Source organism: Neoroseomonas eburnea (genome assembly GCF_018129005.1).
Lineage (GTDB): Bacteria > Pseudomonadota > Alphaproteobacteria > Acetobacterales > Acetobacteraceae > Neoroseomonas > Neoroseomonas eburnea.
The window spans coordinates 224,683-245,176 of record NZ_JAAEDL010000003.1; the positions used below are offsets into that span (position 1 = coordinate 224,683).

The window sequence follows — 20,494 nt, forward strand, 5'->3', positions numbered from 1 at the left end:
GGGGGAGCCCCCGATGACGCAGTGGGTCTACAGCTTTGGCGCCGGCCGCAACGAAGGGCGCGCAGACATGCGCAACCTGCTCGGCGGAAAGGGCGCGAACCTCGCGGAGATGGCCTCCATCGGCCTGCCCGTGCCCCCCGGCTTCACCATCACGACGGAGGTCTGCACCTGGTACTACCAGCATGAGCGGCAGTACCCGACGGACCTGGAAGCGCAGGTGCAGCAGGGCCTCGCCCGCATCGAGGAAGCCGTCGGCAACAGGTTCGGCGACCATCACAAGCCGCTGCTGGTCTCCGTCCGCTCCGGCGCGCGGGTGTCGATGCCGGGCATGATGGACACGGTCCTCAACCTCGGCCTGAACGACGCGACGGTGGAAGGGCTGGTGACCGCCTCCGGCGACGCCCGCTTCGCCTGGGACAGCTACCGCCGCTTCATCCAGATGTACGGCTCGGTCGTGCTCGGCGTGGACCACCACCGCTTCGAGGAGATCATCGAGCATGTGAAGCTCGATACCGGCAAGATCGAGGACACCGAGCTCACCGCCTCCGAGTGGCACCGCGTGGTGGACGGCTACAAGGAAATGGTCCGCGAGGTCACGGGCAAGCCCTTCCCGCAGGATCCCTGGGAACAGCTCTGGGGCGCGGTCGGCGCGGTGTTCGGGTCCTGGATGAACCAGCGCGCCGTCACCTATCGCCGCCTGCACGACATCCCGGCCGAATGGGGCACGGCGGTGAACGTCCAGGCGATGGTCTTCGGCAACATGGGCGAGGATTGCGCGACCGGCGTGTGCTTCACCCGCGACCCCTCGACCGGCGAGGACATCTTCTACGGCGAGTACCTGATCAACGCGCAGGGCGAGGACGTCGTCGCCGGCATCCGCACCCCGCAGCCGATGTCCGAGGCGCGCGCCAAGCCGGGCGAGCGCAGCATGGAAAAGGCCATGCCCGCCGCCTATGCCGAACTGGTGAAGGTGCGCGAGACGCTCGAGCGCCACTACCGTGACATGCAGGACATCGAGTTCACGGTCCAGTCGAACAAGCTCTACATGCTGCAGACGCGCAACGGGAAGCGCACGGCTGCAGCGTCGCTCAAGATCGCCGTCGACATGGCGCGCGAGGGGCTGATCGATCATTCGGAAGCCGTGAAGCGCGTGAATCCGGCGGCGCTCGACCAGCTCCTGCATCCCACGCTCGACCCCAAGGCGCCGCGCAAGCTGCTCGCCAAGGGCCTGCCGGCCTCCCCGGGCGCGGCTTCCGGCATCGTCGTGTTCTCGGCGGATGAGGCCGAGGCGCGCGCGCAGAAGGGTGAATCCGTCATCCTCGTGCGCATCGAGACCAGCCCCGAGGACATCCACGGCATGCACGCCGCCAAGGGCATCCTGACCACGCGCGGCGGCATGACCAGCCACGCCGCCGTGGTCGCCCGCGGCATGGGCCGGCCCTGCGTCGCCGGCTGCGGCGGCGTCTCGGTGGACTACAACAACCAGGTGCTCTCCTCCGGCGGCGTGCAGGTGCGCGGCGGCGAGGTGCTGACCATCGACGGCGGCACCGGCGAGGTCTTCGTCGGCCCCGTCGCCATGGTCGAGCCGCAGCTCTCCGGCGACTTCGCGACGCTGATGGGCTGGGCGGACCAGGTCCGGCGCCTGAAGGTGCGCGCCAACGCGGAGACGCCGCTCGATGCCGAGACCGCGCGCAAGTTCGGCGCCGAGGGCATCGGCCTCTGCCGCACCGAGCACATGTTCTTCGACCCGGAGCGCATCGGCGCCGTCCGCCAGATGATCATGGCCGAGACGGAAGCCGGCCGGCGCATCGCGCTCGCGCGCCTGCTGCCCTTCCAGCGGCAGGACTTCATCGACCTGTTCCGCATCATGGCGGGGCTGCCGGTCACCATCCGTCTGCTCGACCCGCCGCTGCACGAATTCCTGCCGCACACGGACTATGAGATCGCGGAGGTCGCGACCTCCCTCGGCGCCAATGTGGACGAGATGCGCCGCCGGGCGCAGGAGCTGTCCGAAGCCAACCCGATGCTCGGGCATCGTGGCTGCCGGCTCGGCATCTCCTTCCCCGAGATCTACGAGATGCAGGCGCGCGCGATCTTCGAGGCCGCCTGCGCCATCGGCAAGGAAACCCACAAGGCGCCGCATCCGGAGATCATGATCCCGCTCGTCGCCACGCGCCGCGAGCTGGAGATCACCCGCGCGCAGATCGACCGCGTGGCACAGGAGGTCTTCGCCGAGACCGGCTACCACGTGGACTACAGCGTCGGCACCATGATCGAGCTGCCGCGCGCCGCCCTCACCGCCGATGCCATCGCCGAGAGCGCGGACTTCTTCTCCTTCGGCACCAACGACCTGACGCAGACCACCTTCGGCCTGTCGCGCGACGATGCCGGCAAGTTCCTGCCGCTCTATGTCGAGAAGGGGATCTTCCCGAAGGACCCCTTCGTCTCGATCGACCCGGACGGCGTCGGCGCGCTGGTGCAGATCGCCTCCGAAAAGGGGCGGCGGGTGAAGCCGGCGCTGAAGCTCGGCATCTGCGGCGAACATGGTGGCGACCCGTCGTCCATCGCATTCTGCGAGAGCGTGGGGCTCGACTACGTCTCCTGCTCGCCCTACCGCGTGCCCGTCGCGCGGCTCGCCGCGGCACAGGCGGCGCTGGCAGGTGGCGGGACGGACCGGACGGCGTAGGCAGGCGGGGGGGCGGTGCTTAAGCTCGATCGAAGCGCGCGGTTTCTCCATCCGGTCGCCAGGCGCACTCTCGGGGAGGCTGGCCTTCGGGAGCGCGCTGACCTTCAGGCGCTGATTCGGCGCTCTGCGAAGGAGGTTTTCGCCGAGATCGGCGAGGACCTGTTGATCATCGGAGAAGAGATTCGCCCCTCCGACATCGTTGCGGACAGGATTGACCTGCTCGCCATCGGGCCGGATGGCGCGAGCGTGATCCTCGAACTCAAGCGCGGCAGCCATCGCATGCACCTGCTACAGGCGGCGTCGTATGCGGGCATGGTGCAGCGATGGGCATCCGAGCGCTTCGCCGAAGAGTTTGCCACTACCCTTGGCCGGGCGCCGAGCGAAGCGCAGGCGATCATCGACGAATACCTCGAGGACGCGACGGGATCGCTGAACCGACGGCAACGCCTCGTCCTGGTGGCCGAGGGTTTCGATGCGGCCCTTCTGGCTGCTGCGGAATGGTTGCACGAGAAGCACCGCGTTGATCTCACATGCGTTCGCGTGGAGGCCTTCGTCGACGGCGACGATGAGTACCTGGCATTCAACAGGGTCTATCCGCCGCCGCGAACCGAGCCCGCCGAGCGCCCCCGTTCCGAGAGCGGCCCCGGCGATTGGGACGAGGCGCTGACGAACATCCGTAACACCGCGCTCGCCGACTTCGTGCGCGAGGAGTTGCGACGGCCTGGCCGTACCTCCTCACCCGAACGGCGGAGCGTCCGCTTCTGGCGCGATGGCCGACGAATTTTCTGGATGGTGGTGAAGCCCGATTTCGCCACGGTGGGCCAGCACGGCCGATTCGATGGCGACGTCGAGTTCTGGCGCGAGCGTCTTTCGCTCCCGGGACGTATTCGCCCGAGGATTCATGATCGAGAAGTCGGCTTCCGACTGATCACCGCGGAAGACTGCCAGCGTTTCCGAACCGCCTTCGAGACTGATCTTCGCGACGTCCAGTTCCGCTACGCAACCGAAGTTGCGGCACCGGAAGACGAAGGCCCCGAGCAGGAGATGAGTTGATCACGCCGCTGGCCCTGCCCGCCGCGCCAACATCCGGTTCCCCGGCCGTTCGCTGACATAGGCCACGTCCGCGAAGCCGCGCAGGCGGTGTTCCACGCTCTCGAAGGCGGCCCGCTGGGCCGCGGTGAGCGGCGCATCCGGCGTCTGGGTGCGATGCGTCAGGTAGCGGGCCAGCGTCCCGGCCCCGCGCCGGTGGGCCGCGGCGACCATGGCGCCCTCGGTCAGGGTGATCGCCGTGCCGTCCAGTGCGGTGATGGTCGCGCCGGCGGAGGCCAGCGCCCCACCACGGTCGAGGATCGTCTCCTGCCGCGCCAGGAAGGCAGAGAAGGCAGCCTCCTGCGCGGCAGGGCTGGCGAGGAAGCCGGCCTCGTCGCTGACGCCGTGGCGCGCGGCCGCCTCGGTCCAGCCGCCCTCCGCGTCGACCCAGCCGATGTCGCGCAGCGCGACGGGGACGAACTGGTAGCGGCCGAGCGCGCCGGACACCGGGTTGCGCAGGGCGTAGCCGTCCTGAACGTGTTCGGCACTGCGCTCCGCCTCGGCGATGCGCTGGCGGAAGGCGGCATTGGCCTGGGCCTCCCAGGGGCGCAAGGCGGCGGCCTGAGTCTGCCCGGCCGGAACGGCCCGTGCCACGGCGGGGATGGCCGCCGGCGTCACGCCGCGGGCGATTGCCGGCTGCGCAGCGACGCGCGCCGGGCCGGGCACCGCCGGGGGTGTCGCCCGCGCCAGGGCCTGCTTGAAGTCCCGGTGCTTCGGCGCGCGGCTGGGCGCGGCGACCTGGGCGGGCGGGCCGGCCTGGCGCGGGGCGGTCGGGCTGGTCATGACCGGCACATTCTGCCGGCCAGAGGTCAATCCGGAATGAACGGCCGGCTCATACCAGCGGCCGCTATTCGCGACCGCTGGTATCCGCCTTTTCGTGCCCTCAGGCGCCGGGCGCAAACCTCCGGTTTGCTTGGCTTCGCCGGACTGCCGGCGGGCCGCATTCGCGGCCTCGGCACGAGTCAATGACTCGTGCCGCTGGTATCCGCCTTTTCGTGCCCTCAGGCGCCGGGCGCAAACCTCCGGTTTGCTGGGCTTCGCCGGACCACCGGCGGGACGCATTCGCGGCCTCGGCACGAGTCAAGAACTCGTGTCGCTCGCATCACACCCAGCGGCGCACCCGGCGGCGATACGCCTCGTAGGCGCTGCCGAAGCGGGCCGCCAGATAGACTTCCTCCTTCGCCACCACCAGGCGGTCGAGCATGAGATGGCTGGCGACGACCGCCAGCCATCCCCAGAGATCCCCCCAGCGCAGCGCGAATCCCGCCGTCGCCACCAGGAAGCCGAGGTAGATCGGGTTGCGGCTGAAGCCGAACGGCCCGGCTTCGACGAAGGCGGCATCGGGCCTGTCGGGCCGCGGGTCGTTGCCCGCCCGGACCAGCGCCAGCACCGCCCAGCCGATCAGTGCCAGCGCCGCGAAGATGACCAGCGCGCCGAACTCCGGCAGCGGTGGGCCGAGCGGCACCGGCAGCACGCGCTGCATCCCCCAGGCGAGGGCCAGTGCGCCGGCGACCATGACCGGCGGCGGAACGCGCACGCCCGGGCCATGGTCGCGCGCGCTCACGCCTCCTCGCGCGCCGGCAGGCGCATCCAGGCGGGGATGCGGGGGGTCAGCCTGGTCTCTCCGGCCCGGAAGGGACCGCGGTCCAGCGCCCCGATCCGCAGCAGCGCGAGGCCCAGGCCGTCGCGGCCGGAGCGCATCTCGCCCACCTCCGCGCCGGCCGGATCGGTCAGGGGAGTGCCGCGCGGGGGCAGCGGGCCCTCCACCGCCACCGGCACCAGCCGGCGCTTCACCAGGCCCCGGTAACGCGTTCGCGCGGTCAGCTCCTGGCCCATGTAGCAGCCCTTGGACCAGGAGACGCCGTGCAGCTCATCAAAGCCGGCTTCGAGCAGGACGGACTTCTCCGCCTCCATGTCCTTAGACCCGTCGGGCAGGCCGAGGGTGAGGCGGTGGCGGTCGTAGTCCTCCGGCGTGGCGTCGCCGGCCAGCGGGGCGGGGGCAAGGACCCGCCAGCCGGCATCGGGCAGCCGCGGATCGCGGGCAACGATGCCTTCGTCCGGCGCCTCGCCACCCCAGGCCGCATGGACGTGCCATTCTGCGGAGGCATCGCGCAGCGTCACCTTGGAGCGCAGGCGGAAGCGCGCGAGCCGCTGCGCCAGGCCGGGGATCTGCGCGCGCTCGGCGTCGATCAGCAGGACCTCGCCGGCCGGGACGACGAAGAAATCCGCCAGCCACTTGCCCTGCGGCGTCAGCAGCGCCGTCCAGACCGCCTCGCCGGGGCGGGCCGCGGATACGTCGTTGGACACGAGGCCCTGCAGGAAGGCGACCCGGTCCGGGCCCGCCACCTCCAGCACGCCCCGTTCGGGAAGGGTCGCCAGACTCATGCCATGACAGGTGTGCCGGACCGGGCCTCCGCGCAACCTCCCCCCCGGGTGCGGGGCGTGGTAAGCGCGGCGCGTGCGCATCCTGTTCATCACCTCGACCCGGATCGGCGACGCCGTGCTGTCCACCGGGCTGCTCGACCACCTGATGCGCGCCCATCCGGACGCCCGCTTCACCATCGCCGTCGGCCGCGTGGCGGAAGGCGTGTTCCGCCGCATGCCGGGGCTGGAGCGGATCATCCCGATCGAGAAGAAGCGCTTCGGCCTGCATTGGCTGGGCCTGTGGTCGCAGGTGGCGTTCCGGCGATGGGACCTTGTGGTGGACCTGCGAGGGTCCGCGATCGCCTGGCTGCTGCTGGCGAAGCGGCGCGCGGTGATGCGCGGCGGCCGGCGGCCGGGACACCGGCTGCTGCACATCGCGCAGACCCTGGGCGTGAGCCCGGCACCACGGCCGGTCGCCTGGTTCGGGGCAGAGGAAGCCGCTCGGGCCGAGGCGCTGCTGCCGTCCGGCGCGCCGGTGCTGGCGCTCGGGCCGACGGCGAACTGGGTGCGGAAGGTGTGGCCGGCGGACCGCTTCCTGCATCTCGCGCGGCTGCTGACCGGGCCGGGCGGGGCGCTGGAGGGCGCGCGCATCGTGGTGCTCGGCGGGCCGGGGGAGCAGGAACGCGCCATGGCCGCGCCGGTGCTGGCAGGACTGCCGGGCGCGGTGGATCTGGTTGGCGCGCTGGACCTGCCGGAGGCCGCGGCGGTGCTTGCCCGCTGCGCGCTGTTCGTGGGCAATGATTCGGGGCTGATGCACCTCTCCGCCGCCACGGGCACGCCGACGATCGGGCTGTTCGGGCCGACGCCGGCCTCGGAATACGCGCCGGTCGGCGCGCGGGCGCTGGCGGTGCTGGCCAAGGGGCCGCCCGGCGCGGCGCCGATGGGGGCGCTGTCGGCGACGCGCGTCGCGGAACAGGCGGCGGCGCTGCTGGCGCGGCGGGATCCGGTGCCGGTGGGGGAGGTGGCGGCGTGAGGGCGATGGCCGCACCGGAGGGGCGCCGCCCCTCCGGACCACCCCGCCAAAGGCCGAAAGGCCTTTGGGAACCGTTACCTGCCATTGGGCGAGACGGACCGGCACCTTCTGTCCAGGGGGCTCTGGTGCACCGAGGGCGGTTGGGTGCGACTGCGCCGCGAGGCACCAAGTCCCGGTTTCCAAAGGCCTTTCGGCCTTTGGCGGGAGGGGCCCGGGGAGGGCAGCGCCCTCCCCGGCGTGCCCTGCCATGACCGCCCCCCGCCTCTCCGCCCTGATCGTCGCCCGCAACGAGCAGGAGCGCCTGCCCGACTGCCTCGCCTCCGTCGCCTTCGCCGACGAGGTGGTGGTGGTGCTCGACCGCAGCACCGATGCCAGCGCCGAGATCGCCCGTGCCGCCGGCGCCCGCGTCATCGAGGGCGCCTGGGAGCTCGAGGGCGAGCGCCGCAACACCGGCATCGCGGCCTGCACCGGCGACTGGATCCTGGAAGTCGATGCGGATGAACGGGTGAACGAGACGCTGGCCGCGGCGATCCGCGCCACCATCGCGACCAGCACCCATGCCTGGCACCAGGTGCCGGTGGACAACTACGTCGGCGACCGGCTGATCCGCCATGGCTGGGCAGGGTCCTTCGGCACCACCTCCGTCCCCCGCCTGTTCCGCCGCGGCGCAAAGATGTGGCGGGCGCAACGCGTGCATCCGGGCCTCGACTGGACGGGGCAGGAAGGGCCGAAGATCACCGAAGGCGCACTGGTCCACCTGGTGGACCGCGACATCTCCGACATGCTGCGGCGGCTCGACAAGTATTCCTCCGCCAAGGCGGCGGACCTGATCGCCAGCGGCGATATCGGCACGCTGCGCGCCAATGTGCGGCGCTTCGTCTCGCGCGGCTTCAAGTCCTACGTGTCGCGCAAGGGATATCGCGAGGGCGGCTGGGGCGTGCTGCTCGCGCTCTGCACCGGGGCCTTCCCGCTGCTGTCCTATCTCAAGGCGAAGCTGGAACCCGAGAAACACGGGGGGCCGCGGTGAAGCTGGCGCAGGTCATGGCGGGCGCGCATCACGGCGGCGCGGAGGGCTTCTACGAACGGCTCTGCCTCGCCCTGCACGCGGCGGGCGAGGAGGTGCTGCCGGTGATCCGCCGCGATGCCGAACGCGCCGCGCGGCTTCGCGCGGGCGGGCTCGATCCGGTGCAGCTCGGCTTCGGCGGCGCGCTCGACCTGCTGACCGGCCCGCGGCTTCGCGCCGCGCTGGCAGCCTTCGCGCCCGCCGTGACCGTCGCCTGGATGAACCGCGCCGCGCGCTTCGCGCCGAAGGGGCCGTGGACGCTGGTGGGGCGGCTCGGCGGCTACTACGACCTGAAATACTACCGGCGCTGCGACCACCTGGTGGGCAACACACGCGACCTCGTGCGCTGGATCGCGGAGCAAGGCTGGCCAGCGGCACGGGTGCACCACGTGCCGAATTTCGTCGATGACCTCGCCGGCGCCGTCCCCGCCGCGCTGCCCGCGCCGGCCGGTTCGGCGCGCCTGCTGGCGATGGGGCGGCTGCATCGCAACAAGGGCTTCGACGTCGCGCTGCGCGCGCTCGCGCTGCTGCCGGGCGCGCATCTGTCGATCGCTGGCGAAGGGCCCGAACGCGCGGCGCTGGAAACCCTCGCGCGGGAGCTCGGCGTGGCGGACCGCGTCGCCTTCCTGGGCTGGCGGAGGGATGTCGGCGCGCTGCTGGCGGGCTGCGACATCTTCGTGTGTTCCTCCCGCCACGAACCCTTAGGCAATATCGTGCTCGAAGCCTGGTCGGCGTCGCGTCCGGTGGTTGCCGCCGCGGCGCAGGGGCCGCGCGAGCTGATCGAGGAAGGAGAGACCGGCCTGCTGGTTCCGACCGAGGATTCCGAGGCGCTGGCGCGCGGCATAAGCACATTGCTGGACGACCCGCAGCGCGCCGCCCGCCTCGCGCAATGCGGCCGCGCGGCCTTCGGGCGCGACTTCACGGAAGCCGCCGTCGTCGCGCGCTGGCGGGATTTCCTCGCCTCCGTCGCGCCGCGGCGGCAGGCGGCCTGACGCCATGTGCGGCATCGCCGGCCTCGCGCTGAAGCCCGGGGAGAGGCCCCCGGTCGAGGTGCTCGACGCGCTGACGCGCGCCCTCGCCCATCGCGGCCCGGACGGGCACGGGCACCACGTGCAGGGCAATGTCGCGCTGTCGCACACGCGGCTCGCCATCATCGACCTCGTCACCGGCGACCAGCCGCTGCATGCCGGCCCCGCCAGCCTGGTCGGCAATGGGGAGGTCTACAACTACCGCGAACTGCGCGCGGAGAACGCGCTGAGCTGCGTCACGCAGTCGGATTGCGAGCCGCCGCTGCACCTCTTCCGCCGCGACGGCAACGGCTTCGCCGAGACGCTGCGCGGCATGTACGCCATCGCCATCCACGACCGCGCCTCGCATCACGTCGTGCTGGCGCGCGATCCCTTCGGCATCAAGCCGCTCTACATCACCGAGACGAAGCAGGGCATCGCCTTCGCCTCCGAACCGCAGGCGCTGATCGCCGCCGGCCTGGTCGCCCCGCGCCTGCGCGCCGCCGCGCTGCACGAATTGCTGCAGCTCCAGTTCACCACCGGCGCCGAGACGATCTTCGAGGGCATCACCCGCCTGCTGCCTGGCGAGACCCTCGTCATCTCAGACGGCGCGATCGTCGCCCGCCGCCGCCGCGCCGCCCTGCCCGAGGGCGGGCCGGAGACCATTACGGAGGAAGCCGCCCTCGCCCGCCTCGACACCGCGCTGGAACAGAGCGTGGACCTGCACCAGCGCAGCGACGTGCCCTACGGCATGTTCCTCTCGGGCGGAACCGATTCCGCCGCGGTGCTGGCGATGATGGCGCGGCTGAACGAGAAGCCGGTGCTCGCCTTCACCGCCGGCTTCGACATCCCCGGCGCCGCCGATGAGCGCGAGGCCGCCGCCCGCGCCGCCGAGGTCGCCGGCGCGAGGCACGTCACGCTGAACGTCACCCGGCAGGAAGTGTTCCGCCACCTGCCTGAGATCGTCGCCTGCATGGACGACCCGGCGGCCGACTACGCCATCATCCCCACCTGGTTCCTGGCGCGCCGCGCGCGGCAGGAGGTCAAGGTCGTGCTCTCCGGCGAGGGCGGCGACGAGATCTTCGGCGGCTACGGCCGCTACCGCTCGGCGATGAAGCCATGGTGGATGGGCGGCAAGGCGATGCGCGCCCATGGCGCCTTCGACCGGCTCGACGTGCTGCGGGAACCGCCGCGCTACTGGAGGGACGGGATCGAGGCCGCCTCGGCCGCCGCCGCCATGCCCGGCCGCACGCGGCTGCAGGCGGCGCAGGCGCTCGACGTCGCGGACTGGCTGCCCAATGACCTGCTGACCAAGCTCGACCGCTGCCTGATGGCCCATGCGGTGGAGGGGCGCACGCCCTTTCTCGATGCCGGCGTCGCGGCAGCCGCCTTCCGCCTGCCGGATGCGATGAAGGTGCGCGACGGGCAGGGCAAGTGGATCCTGCGGCAATGGCTGGCGAAGCATTTCCCGGCCTCCGAGCCGTTCCGGAAGAAGCAGGGCTTCACCGTGCCGGTCGGCGCCTGGATCGCCGAGGAAGCCGAGCGCCTGGCGCCGCTGGTGGCCGCCCAGCCGGGGGTGGCGGAGATCGCCAGGCCCGACCGCATCCTGCCGCTGTTCCGCGCCGCCGCCGGCAAGCGGGAAGGCTTCGCCGCCTGGCACCTGCTGTTCCATGCCCTGTGGCACCGGCGGCATGTCGAGGGCATGCCGGCGCAGGGCGACGTCTTCGCCTATCTGGCGGAACGCTGATACCAACGGACGCTATTCGCGACCGCCGGTATCCGGCTTTTCCTGCCCTCAGGCGCCGGGCGCCAACCTCCGGTTCGCTTGGCTTCGCCGGACCACAGGCAGGCCGCGTTCGCGGCCTCGGCACGAGTCAAGAACCCGTGCCGCTGGTATGAGATGGCCGGCGGGCTGGGACGGGCGGCAGCTTAGCCTTGAGCCATGCGATCGCGCCGGGCGTCAGCATCCAGCCGGCTCCGATCTCCTCCAGGACGACCGCCGCTTCATTGGCATCGCCCCAGCCGTACATGGCCGGCGGGCGCTTCGGGCGCCGCTTGGTCCCGGCCAGCAGCGGCGCGACATGCGAGTTGGCCTCGATCGCCGAAGCGAGGGCGGCATCCGCCGCCGGGCCTGCGCCCTCCCGCCGGAAGGCCAGCAACGTGCGCGCCCAGGGCCAGACAGCCATGCCTTCCTCCGGATAGGTGTCGATCAGCGCCGCCACCTCGTCGTCGCGTCCCTCCGCCAGCAGCCAGCCGAGCAACTCGTAGCGCACGCCCTGGTTGTCGTTCGGGTTGAGACGCAGCATCTCGCGCGCCTGCGCAATGGCGTCCTCCGCCTGGCCGGCGGCCCACAGCGCACCGGCCAGGCCGTGCAGGGCGCGCATGTAGGGGCGCGTCTCGAGCCACCCCCAGAATTCCCCTTCCATCTCCCTGAACCCGGCCGGGCCGAGCGCCGCGGCCCCGGCTGCCACCGCCCGCTGCCAGTGCGCGAGCGCCTCCGCCGACCCCGCCGGCTCCTCCATGGCCAGGATCACATGCGCGTCGGCGCATAGCGGGCTGGTGGCCAGGGCCTTCTCGGCCAGCGCCCGGCGCTTCGCCTTCGGCGCCTCCCAGGCGCGGTAGGCGATGTCCTGCGCGGCTTCGAGGGCATGGAGGTCACGGGCGGTCGGCTTGCGTGCCATGGCGGACTCCGGTTGCGGCGACCCGAGGCTTGTTCCTCGCGGGCCATCTCCTCTACTGCCACCAGTCTAACCGCCAGGATGGAGTCGCGATGGCGCGCGGCGACAAGACCCGCTTCGTCTGCCAGGCCTGCGGCACCGTCCACCCCAAGTGGCAGGGGCGCTGCGAGGGCTGCGGGGAATGGAACACCCTCGCCGAGGAAGCCCCCGCCCCGGCTCGCGGCCCCGGCCCCGCCGCCAAGGCCGGGGGCGGGCGGCGGGTCGAATTCGTCGGGCTGAAGGGCGAGAGCGCTCCGCCGCCGCGCATCCCGACCGGCATCGCGGAACTCGACCGCGTGCTCGGCGGCGGGCTGGTCGCGGCCTCGGCGGTGCTGGTGGGCGGCGATCCGGGCATCGGCAAGTCCACCATCCTGTTGCAGGCGGCCGCGCGCGTCGCCTCCTCCGGCCGCCGCGTTCTCTATGTCAGCGGGGAGGAGGCGGTCGAGCAGGTGCGGCTGCGCGCCGCCCGGCTCGGCCTGACCGAAAGCCCCATGGCGCTCGCCGCCGCCACCGCCCTGCGCGACATCGTCGCCAGCCTGGAAGGCGAGAGCGACGCCGCCCTGGTGGTGATCGATTCGATCCAGACCGTCTGGCTCGACGCGCTGGAATCGGCGCCGGGCACGGTCGCGCAGGTGCGCGCCTGCGCGGCCGAGCTGATCCGCCTCGCCAAGGCGCGCGGCTTCGCCATCGTGCTGGTCGGGCACGTGACCAAGGAAGGCACCCTCGCCGGGCCCCGGGTGCTCGAGCACATGGTGGACGCGACGCTCTATTTCGAAGGCGACCGCGGCCACCAGTTCCGCATCCTGCGCGCGGTGAAGAACCGCTTCGGCGCCACCGACGAGATCGGCGTCTTCGAGATGACCGGCACCGGGCTGGTCGAGGTCGCCAACCCCTCCGCCCTGTTCCTCGCCGAGCGGCGGGGCAATGTCTCCGGTTCTGCGGTCTTCGCCGGCATCGAGGGCACCCGGCCGGTGCTGGTGGAAGTCCAGGCGTTGCTCTCGCCTTCCTCGGGCGGGTCCCCCCGCCGGCAGGTGGTGGGCTGGGATTCCGGGCGGCTGTCCATGCTGCTGGCGGTGCTGGAGGCGCGCTGCGGCATGTCGCTCGGGCAGAACGACGTCTACCTGAACATCGCCGGCGGGCTGCGCATCAACGAACCCGCGGCGGACCTCGCGGTGGCGGCCGCCCTGGTTTCCGCGGCGACGGATCGGCCGACCGACGCCGGCGCGGTCTATTTCGGGGAGGTCGGCCTCTCGGGCGAGGTCCGCCAGGTTTCGCAACCCGAACCACGCCTGCGGGAGGCGGCGAAGCTGGGCTTTTCCGCCGCCACCCTGCCCCGCCGGGTGGCGCGCGGGGGCAAGGCGCCGGCGCCGCCCCAGGGCCTCGTGCTGCACGAGACGGGGCACCTCGCGGACCTCGTCGCGGTCTTTGCCGAAAAGACCGTCAAACCCCGCCGCGCCGGCCCGTGACGCAGGCGGCGGCGGTCGCTATAGGGTCGCGACATGACATGGGTTGATGGCGCCCTCGCGGCGGTGGTGCTGATCTCGGCGGCCGTTGCGTTCTTCCGCGGGCTGGTGCGGGAAGTGTTGAGCCTGGGCGCCTGGATCGGCGCCGCGGCGGCGGCCTTCCTCGCCCGGCCGCATCTGCTGCCGATCACCTCCGGCTGGATCGACCCCCCCTGGGTCGCCGATGCCGTCGGCGCCGGCACCGTCTTCCTGGTCGTGCTGGTGATCCTGAAGGTGATCACCAACATGATCGCCGACCGCGTGCAGGATTCGGCCCTTGGCGGGCTCGATCGCGTTCTGGGTCTTGCTTTCGGCGCCGCGCGGGGTGCGGTCCTGGTGGTGGCGGCCTATATCCTCGCCGGGATGTTCGCCCCGGAAACCAACGCCTGGCCCGCCGCCGTGAAGGAGGCGCGAAGCCTGCCATTCGTCGCCGAGGCGTCCCGCCGCGTGGTCGAGCAGGTGCCCGAAGCCTACCGCCCACGCCTTGTCGAGCCGCCGGAATCCGGCGGGCCGACCGTCGATGACCTGCTGCGCCCCCCCGCGCGCAGCCGAAACTGAGGACCGCCGATGCTCGCCACCATCGACCAGGACGACGACAAGCCGCATGAGGAATGCGGCGTGTTCGGCGTGTGGAACGGCGGCGACGCCGCGGCGCTGACGGCGCTCGGCCTGCACGCCCTGCAGCACCGCGGCCAGGAGGCCGCCGGCATCGTCACCCTCGATGAGAAGGGCATCTTCCACGCCCACAAGGGCCTCGGCCTGGTGGGCGACAATTTCGGCGAGGCCAAGGTCATCGCCTCCCTGCGCGGCGCCGCCGCGGTCGGCCACAACCGCTACGCCACCACCGGCGAGACGGCGCTGCGCAACGTCCAGCCGCTCTATGCCGATTTCGAGTTCGGCGGCTTCGCGGTGGGACACAACGGCAACCTGACCAACGCCCAGGCGCTGAAGCGCGCGCTGGTGCGCCGCGGCTGCCTGTTCCAGTCCACCACCGATTCCGAGGTGTTCATCCACCTCATCGCCATCAGCCTCTATTCGACCGTGCTGGACCGGCTGATCGACGCGCTGAAGCAGGTCCAGGGCGCCTATTCGCTGGTCGCGCTGCACAACGGCGCGCTGATCGGCGCGCGGGACCCGCTCGGCGTGCGGCCGCTGGTGCTCGGGCGGCTGGCCAATGGCGGCTGGGCGCTGGCGTCGGAGACCTGCGCCCTCGACATCGTCGGCGCCGAATTCGTGCGCGACATCGAGGCCGGCGAGATCGTCGTCGTCGACGATTCCGGCGTGCGCAGCGTGAAGCCCTTCGGCCGCCACGAGAGCCGGTTCTGCATCTTCGAATACATCTATTTCGCGCGGCCGGACTCGGTGATGGAAGGCACGCCGGTCTACGAGACGCGCAAGCGCATCGGTGCCGAGCTCGCCCGCGAATCAGGCGTGCCCGCCGATGTCGTGGTGCCGGTGCCGGATTCGGGCGTCCCCTCGGCCATGGGCTACGCGGCGGAGGCGGGGATCCCCTTCGAGCTCGGCATCATCCGCAACCACTATGTCGGCCGCACCTTCATCGAGCCGACCGACCAGATCCGCAACCTCGGCGTGAAGCTGAAGCATTCGGCGAACCGGCCGATGCTCGAGGGCAAGCGCGTCATCCTGGTCGATGATTCGATCGTGCGCGGCACCACCTCCCGCAAGATCGTCGAGATGGTGCGCGCCGCGGGGGCGAAGGAGGTGCATATGCGCATCTCCTCCCCGCCCACCACGCACTCCTGCTACTACGGCATCGACACGCCGGAACGGGCGCAGCTCATGGCCGCGAAGCATGACGTCGCCGAGATGGCGCGCATCATCGGGGCGGACAGCCTGGCCTTCATCTCGCTCGATGGGCTGTACCGCGCGCTGGGGCGGCCGGCGCGGGACCCGTCGAAGCCCGAATTCTGCGATGCGTGCTTCACCGGGGACTACGCCATCCCGCTGACGGACTGGCAGGACAATTCGGACCGGCAGCTGTCGCTGCTGGCGCCCGCAGGGCAGTGAAGCCGGCGGCGAGGGGCGCCGCCCCTTTCCGCACCTCTCCCCGCCAAGGGCCGGAAGGCCCTTGGACCCCATAACCCAAGTCCCGGTTTCCAAAGGCCCTGCGGCCTTTGGCGGGTGGGGTCCGGGGAGGGCAGAGCCCTCCCCGCCCTGACTGCATGAGGCCCTGCATGACATCCCTCTCCGGCAAGGTCGCCCTGATCACCGGCGCGTCCCGCGGCATCGGCGCCGCCCTCGCCGTCGAGCTCGCCCGCCGTGGCGCCCAATGCGTGCTGGTGGCGCGCACCCAGGGCGGACTCGAGGAAACCGACGACGCCATCCGCGCCGCCGGCGGCCTGCCCGCGACGCTGCTGCCTTTCGACCTCGTGCGGCAGGCCGACAAGATCGACATGATCGGCCCGTCGATCGTCGAACGCTTCGGGCGGCTCGACATCCTGGTCCACAATGCGGGCGCGCTGGGCACGCTGACGCCGGTGTCCCACGTCACGCCGAAGGACTGGGCGGACGTGGTCGGCGTGAACCTGACCGCGGCCTGGCGCCTGATCCGCACCGCGGAGCCGCCGCTGCGCGCCGCGCCGGCGGGCCGCGCGGTCTTCCTCACCACCGGCCGCGTTCAGCGCCCCAAGCCCTACTGGGGTGCCTATGGTGCCGCCAAGGCCGGGATGGAGCACCTGGTGCAGACCTGGGCCGCGGAACTCGCCAACACCGCCGTCCGCGTGAACCTGTTCGATCCCGACATCGTCGCCACCCAGATGCGGGCCACCGCCATGCCGGGCGAGGATCAGTCGAGGCTCTGGCAGCCGAAGGATGTCGCCCCGGCCATCGCAGCGCTGTGCGAGGCGGAGGAGACCCGCAACGGCGAGACCGTGCGGCTACCGCCCCTCGGCTGATCGCGGCGCGATCAGCGCCTCGGCGGCGACCTGGGCGGCCACCGCGGCGGAAGGCTCGCCCGACCCCGGCACGATCACGGGCGGCGCCGGGGGCGGCGGAGGCTCCGCCGGCGCGGCGGCAGCGGCGGCGCGTTCGAGGCTACGGGCAATGCGCCCGGTCCAGCCGATGCGGTTGTTCTCCTGTGCCTCGTTCAGCGTCGCCGGCCCGTCGGCGACGCCGCGATAGGCCGGCCAGGCCGCGGGCGGCACGGTCCAGCAATCCACCGCGCCGAGGCTGCGGGTGCAGACCGGCGGCGGCGCGGGCGGGTCGTCGCGGCCGCAATAGGCCTCCCCCCGGCCGATCCGGGCGATCGAACAATCCTCCCCGGTCACCAGGGAGACCAGCGCATCGCCGGTGGTACGGCCGAAGGCGCGCAGCGACACGCCCTCCACCGCCGCAGGGATGGCGAGCAGCGGCGCCCCCGGCGCGCCGACCGCCTGGCAGCCACCCAGCAGCATGAGGATCGGGATCATGGCGCGACGCATCGGCCGATGTGACCCTGCCTGGGCTTAACGCCCCGCCAACGGGACTGTATGGTCCGCCGCTTTCCGGGCCGGGACCGCGCCGGCCGGCAATCAGGGGTGCTGCACTTGCCCGACATCTTCGACGAGGTGGAAGAGGACCTCCGCGCCGAGCGCGCCCAGCGGCTGTGGCGGCGCTTGGCCACACCTGTGCTCGGCGCGCTGGTCCTGACGGTGGCGGGCGTGGGCGCCTGGCAGGGCTGGCAGTGGTACGAGAATCGCCAGCGGGAAGCCGCCGCGACCACCTTCATGGCCATCCACCGGGCCGCCGAGGCCGAGGGTGCCGACCTGCCCGCCATCGCCGCGCGCTTCGAGGCGCTCGCGCCCACCAGCCCCGCCGGGTACCGCACCCTGGCCCTGCTGCGCGCGGCCGCGCTGCGCGCCGAGACCGGGGACCGCGACGCGGCGCTGGCGCTCTATGACCGGGTCGCCGCCGACGGCTCGGCCGACCAGCTCTACCGGGACCTTGCCTCGCTGATGTGGGTGCTGCGCTCGCTCGACACCGCGGATCCGGCGCTGCTCGCCGCCCGCATCGCGCCGCTGGCGCGGCCGGACCAGCCGTGGAACGCCTCGGCGCGGGAACTCTCGGCCCTGGTGGCGCTGCGCGCCGGCCAGCGGGAGGAAGCGAAGCGCTCGCTCGAGGCGCTGGCCGCCGACGTCACGGCGCCGCGCGGCATCCGCGAACGCGCCCAACGCATCGCTGCCGGGATCGCCGGCTGATGCGCGGGACGATGACGCGCCGCGGGGCGCTGCTCGGTGCCGCCGCCCTGCTCGGCGGCTGCGAGACCATCGATTCGATCTTCGGCGAGCGCCGCGAAGCCTTTCCCGGCGAACGCCGCGCCGTCGTGACCACGCCCGAGCGCACGCTCGAAGCCGATTCCGCCGCCCAGGGGACCGGCATCGTGCTGCCCCCGCCGGCGCCGCGTGCGGACTGGCCGCAAATGGGTGGAGACGCCGCCCATGCCGGCGGCCACCCGGCCCTCGGCCGCACCCTCGGCCGCGCCTGGAGCAGCAGCTTCGGCAGCGGCACCGCCTATCGCCGCCGGCTCGTGGCCGGGCCGGTCGCGGGCGGCGGCAGCGCCTTTGTCGCCGATGCCTTCGGTCAGGTTTCCGCCTTCGACCTCACCACCGGCGGGCGCCGCTGGCGCCGCGACAGCCGGCGGGAAAACGACGACGTGGGCACCCTCGGCGCCGGCGTGGCGCTGGAGGGGGAGACGCTCTACGTCGCCACCGGCCTGGCCGAGCTGCTGGCGCTCAACGTCGCCGACGGCGCGGTGCGCTGGCGGATCGACCTGCCGGCGCCGGCGCGCGGGGCGCCGACCGTCTCCGGCGGCCGCATCTTCGTGCCGACCGTCGCGAGCCAGCTCGTCTGCCTCTCGACCGAGAATGGCAGCCGGGTCTGGCAGCACCGGGCGACGCCAACCACGACCATCCCGCTCGGCCTGCCCGCCCCGGCGGTGGAAGGCGACACGGTGGTGGCCGGCTTCCCCTCCGGCGAGCTCTTCGCGCTCCGCGCCAGCGACGGGCGGGTGATGTGGAGCGAAAGCCTCGCCGCGGCGGGCACCGGCGCGCTGTCCGACATCGCCGGCGTGCGCGCGAGCCCGGTCCTCAGCGGCGGGCGTGCCATTGCCGTCGGCGTGGGCGGGCTGTCGATCTGCGTCGACCTGCGCTCCGGCCGCCGCCTGTGGGAACAGGAGGCGGGCGGCACGGAAGCCCCCTGGGCGGCCGGCGACTGGGTGTTCATGACCACCGATGCCGGCCAGGTGGCGGCGATCGGGCGCGACAGCGGGCAGGTCCGCTGGGCGGTCTCGCTGCGCCCCGAGGCGCGCGGCAACCGGCCGCAGGAGCGGATCAACCTGTCCTCCCCCGTGCTCGCGGGCGGCCGCCTGCTGGTCGGCACCAGCCGGGAGGAGCTGGTGGCGCTCGACCCCGCCAGCGGGGCCGTGCAGGGCCGCACACCCCTGCCCGGGGGACTGTCGCTGCAGCCCGCCATCGCGGGCAACCTGCTGCTGGCGGCCACCGACGACGCGACGCTGCTCGCCCTGGCCGGCGGCGGCTGAGCCCGGCCCCGTGACTCCCACCGTCGTCATCCTCGGCCGGCCGAATGTCGGCAAGTCCACGCTGTTCAACCGCCTGGCGCAGCGCAGGATCGCCATCGTGGACGACACGCCCGGGGTGACCCGCGACCGCAAGGAAGCGCCGGCGTGCATCGGCGGGCGGGACGTGACGCTGGTGGACACGGCGGGGCTCGAGGAAGCGCCGCCCGACACCGTGGCGGGCCGCATGAGGTCGAGCTCCGAGGCCGCGCTGCGCGCCGCGGACCTGGTGCTCTTCGTGGTCGATGCGCGGTCGGGGCTGACGCCGGCCGATCGCGCCTTCGCCGCCTGGCTGCGCCGCGCCTCGCTGCCCGTGCTGCTGGTGGCGAACAAGGCCGAGGGCCGTGGCGGCGCGGCGGCGGCGATGGAGGCCTTCGAACTCGGCCTCGGCGACCCCATCGCCATCAGCTCCGAGCACAATGAGGGCCTCGGCGCGCTGCACGAAGCGGTGGCGGAGGCGCTCGGAGAGCCGCCGGACGAAGCGGGGGAGAAGGCGGACGACCCCGACCGCCCGCTGCGGCTCGCCATCGTCGGCCGGCCCAATGCCGGCAAGTCCACGCTGCTCAATACGCTGCTGGGCGAGGAGCGCATGATCACCGGGCCGGAACCCGGCCTGACACGCGATTCCGTCGCGGTGGAATGGCGCGACGGCACGGGCGGGCGGGTGCGGCTGGTGGACACTGCCGGCATGCGCAAGAAGGCGCGCGTGCAGGACCGGCTGGAGCAGATGTCGGTAGCCTCGACCCTCGGCGCGCTGAAGGAGGCCGAGGTCGTCGTCCTTGTGGTCGATGCGCTGCTCGGCATGGATGAGCAGGACCTGCGCATCGCCCGCCTGGCGGAGCGCGAAGGCCGGGCCGTCGTCATCGCCTTCAACAAATGGGATGCGGTCGAGGACCGTGCCGCGACGCGCAGGCAGCTTGACGACGTGCTGACCGCCTCGCTGGCGCAGATGAAGGGCATTTCCGTCGTGCCGCTCTCGGCCGCGACGGGGCGCGGGGTGGACCGGCTGATGCCGACGGTGCGGGCCACCTACGCGCTGTGGAACAAGCGCATCGGCACGGGCGAGTTGAACCGCTGGCTCGAATCGGCGCTGACGCGCCACCCGCCGCCGGCGGTCGACGGGCGGCGGGTGAAGCTGCGCTACGCCACCATGCCCAAGGCGCGGCCGCCTACCATCGCGGTCTTCGGCACGCGTGCGGAGGAGCTGCCGGAGGACTACCGCCGCTATCTGGTGAACACCTTCCGCGAGGCCTTCGCCATGCCGGGCGTGCCGATCCGGCTGCAGTTGCGCGGGACGCGGAACCCCTACGCGGAGGAGTGATGCCGCCGAGCCTTGCTGGTGGCGTCGTCATCGGCAAGGCGGACGGCATCGCGCGCAGGGCTGGTGTGGCGGCCGCGCGGCAGATCGGGGCTCTCACACTGCGTCAGCCGAAAGGCTGGCCGATATCTGGCCCTCGGGTA

18 protein-coding genes are annotated in these 20,494 nt (G+C 72.5%); 13 read left to right on the forward strand and 5 right to left on the reverse strand.

All coding sequences use genetic code 11. The features are described from left to right. Window positions 1–13: 13 nt before the first annotated feature. Entirely contained in the window at window positions 14–2,686 is a 2,673-nt protein-coding gene (gene ppdK, locus GXW74_RS05020; protein ID WP_211845181.1) for a pyruvate, phosphate dikinase, read from the forward strand. A 15-nt stretch (window positions 2,687–2,701) separates the two neighbouring features. Next, a complete protein-coding gene (locus tag GXW74_RS05025) occupies window positions 2,702–3,739 on the forward strand; it encodes a PDDEXK family nuclease (RefSeq protein WP_211845182.1) in 1,038 nt (345 codons plus the stop codon). Here the strand turns inward: GXW74_RS05025 and GXW74_RS05030 are convergent, their stop codons facing one another. From GXW74_RS05030 to ygfZ, 3 genes are all read right to left on the reverse strand, one after another. Then, on the reverse strand, window positions 3,740–4,558 hold the full coding sequence (locus tag GXW74_RS05030) for a hypothetical protein (RefSeq protein WP_211845183.1): 819 nt from the start codon (window positions 4,556–4,558) through the stop codon (window positions 3,740–3,742). It abuts the gene before it with no gap. 319 nt (window positions 4,559–4,877) lie between these two features. Continuing rightward, window positions 4,878–5,339 carry a methyltransferase family protein gene (locus GXW74_RS05035; protein WP_211845184.1) on the reverse strand — a complete coding sequence of 154 codons (462 nt, stop codon included), beginning with the start codon at window positions 5,337–5,339 and terminating at the stop codon, window positions 4,878–4,880. After that, window positions 5,336–6,160, reverse strand: coding sequence for a CAF17-like 4Fe-4S cluster assembly/insertion protein YgfZ (ygfZ, locus tag GXW74_RS05040; RefSeq protein WP_211845185.1), 825 nt, complete (start codon window positions 6,158–6,160; stop codon window positions 5,336–5,338). Before ygfZ ends, GXW74_RS05035 begins: the two co-directional genes overlap by 4 nt. A 73-nt stretch (window positions 6,161–6,233) precedes the next feature. Here ygfZ and GXW74_RS05045 point away from each other — a divergent pair, with 73 nt between their 5' ends. The 4 genes from GXW74_RS05045 (at window position 6,234) to asnB (ending at window position 10,989) form a co-directional block, all read left to right on the forward strand. Then, window positions 6,234–7,172, forward strand: a complete 939-nt coding sequence (locus GXW74_RS05045) for a glycosyltransferase family 9 protein (RefSeq protein WP_211845186.1) — start codon at window positions 6,234–6,236, stop codon at window positions 7,170–7,172. 247 nt (window positions 7,173–7,419) lie between these two features. After that, a complete protein-coding gene (locus GXW74_RS05050; protein WP_211845187.1) occupies window positions 7,420–8,199 on the forward strand; it encodes a glycosyltransferase family 2 protein in 780 nt (259 codons plus the stop codon). 14 nt (window positions 8,200–8,213) lie between these two features. Beyond that, window positions 8,214–9,227 carry a glycosyltransferase gene (locus GXW74_RS05055; protein ID WP_211845308.1) on the forward strand — a complete coding sequence of 338 codons (1,014 nt, stop codon included), beginning with the start codon at window positions 8,214–8,216 and terminating at the stop codon, window positions 9,225–9,227. A gap of 4 nt (window positions 9,228–9,231) precedes the next feature. Next, the gene (asnB, locus tag GXW74_RS05060) at window positions 9,232–10,989 is read left to right on the forward strand and encodes an asparagine synthase (glutamine-hydrolyzing) (RefSeq protein WP_211845188.1); all 1,758 of its coding nucleotides are present in this window, start codon (window positions 9,232–9,234) and stop codon (window positions 10,987–10,989) included. A 127-nt stretch (window positions 10,990–11,116) separates the two neighbouring features. Here asnB and GXW74_RS05065 read toward each other — a convergent pair whose 3' ends face one another. Further along, window positions 11,117–11,923: a tetratricopeptide repeat protein gene (locus GXW74_RS05065; RefSeq protein WP_211845189.1), complete on the reverse strand. Its 807-nt coding sequence runs from the start codon at window positions 11,921–11,923 to the stop codon at window positions 11,117–11,119. An 89-nt stretch (window positions 11,924–12,012) separates the two neighbouring features. Between GXW74_RS05065 and radA the strand changes: the two genes are divergently transcribed. The 4 genes from radA (at window position 12,013) to GXW74_RS05085 (ending at window position 16,376) form a co-directional block, all read left to right on the forward strand. Further along, window positions 12,013–13,425, forward strand: coding sequence for a DNA repair protein RadA (gene radA / locus GXW74_RS05070; RefSeq protein ID WP_211845191.1), 1,413 nt, complete (start codon window positions 12,013–12,015; stop codon window positions 13,423–13,425). A 33-nt stretch (window positions 13,426–13,458) separates the two neighbouring features. After that, a complete protein-coding gene (locus tag GXW74_RS05075) occupies window positions 13,459–14,019 on the forward strand; it encodes a CvpA family protein (RefSeq protein WP_211845193.1) in 561 nt (186 codons plus the stop codon). A 9-nt stretch (window positions 14,020–14,028) separates the two neighbouring features. Then, window positions 14,029–15,489 (forward strand): amidophosphoribosyltransferase, encoded by a 1,461-nt coding sequence (purF, locus tag GXW74_RS05080; RefSeq protein WP_211845194.1) that lies wholly within the window; start codon window positions 14,029–14,031, stop codon window positions 15,487–15,489. A gap of 167 nt (window positions 15,490–15,656) precedes the next feature. Continuing rightward, a complete protein-coding gene (locus GXW74_RS05085; RefSeq protein WP_211845196.1) occupies window positions 15,657–16,376 on the forward strand; it encodes an SDR family NAD(P)-dependent oxidoreductase in 720 nt (239 codons plus the stop codon). On the opposite strand, the gene GXW74_RS05090 is transcribed toward GXW74_RS05085, so the two are convergent. Next, window positions 16,359–16,889, reverse strand: coding sequence for a hypothetical protein (locus tag GXW74_RS05090; protein WP_211845199.1), 531 nt, complete (start codon window positions 16,887–16,889; stop codon window positions 16,359–16,361). The two genes, GXW74_RS05085 and GXW74_RS05090, sit on opposite strands and share 18 nt — an antisense overlap. A gap of 108 nt (window positions 16,890–16,997) precedes the next feature. Between GXW74_RS05090 and GXW74_RS05095 the strand changes: the two genes are divergently transcribed. Genes GXW74_RS05095 through der form a run of 3 tightly spaced genes read left to right on the forward strand, consistent with a single transcriptional unit; the run spans window position 16,998 to window position 20,354 of the window. Continuing rightward, window positions 16,998–17,657 carry a tetratricopeptide repeat protein gene (locus GXW74_RS05095; RefSeq protein WP_338148142.1) on the forward strand — a complete coding sequence of 220 codons (660 nt, stop codon included), beginning with the start codon at window positions 16,998–17,000 and terminating at the stop codon, window positions 17,655–17,657. Continuing rightward, complete coding sequence (locus GXW74_RS05100) at window positions 17,657–18,997, forward strand: outer membrane protein assembly factor BamB family protein (protein ID WP_211845202.1); 1,341 nt, start codon at window positions 17,657–17,659, stop codon at window positions 18,995–18,997. The genes GXW74_RS05095 and GXW74_RS05100 overlap by 1 nt, the downstream gene beginning before the upstream one ends. Before the next feature lie 10 nt (window positions 18,998–19,007). Further along, window positions 19,008–20,354 (forward strand): ribosome biogenesis GTPase Der, encoded by a 1,347-nt coding sequence (gene der, locus GXW74_RS05105; RefSeq protein ID WP_211845204.1) that lies wholly within the window; start codon window positions 19,008–19,010, stop codon window positions 20,352–20,354. Window positions 20,355–20,494: the final 140 nt, after the last annotated feature.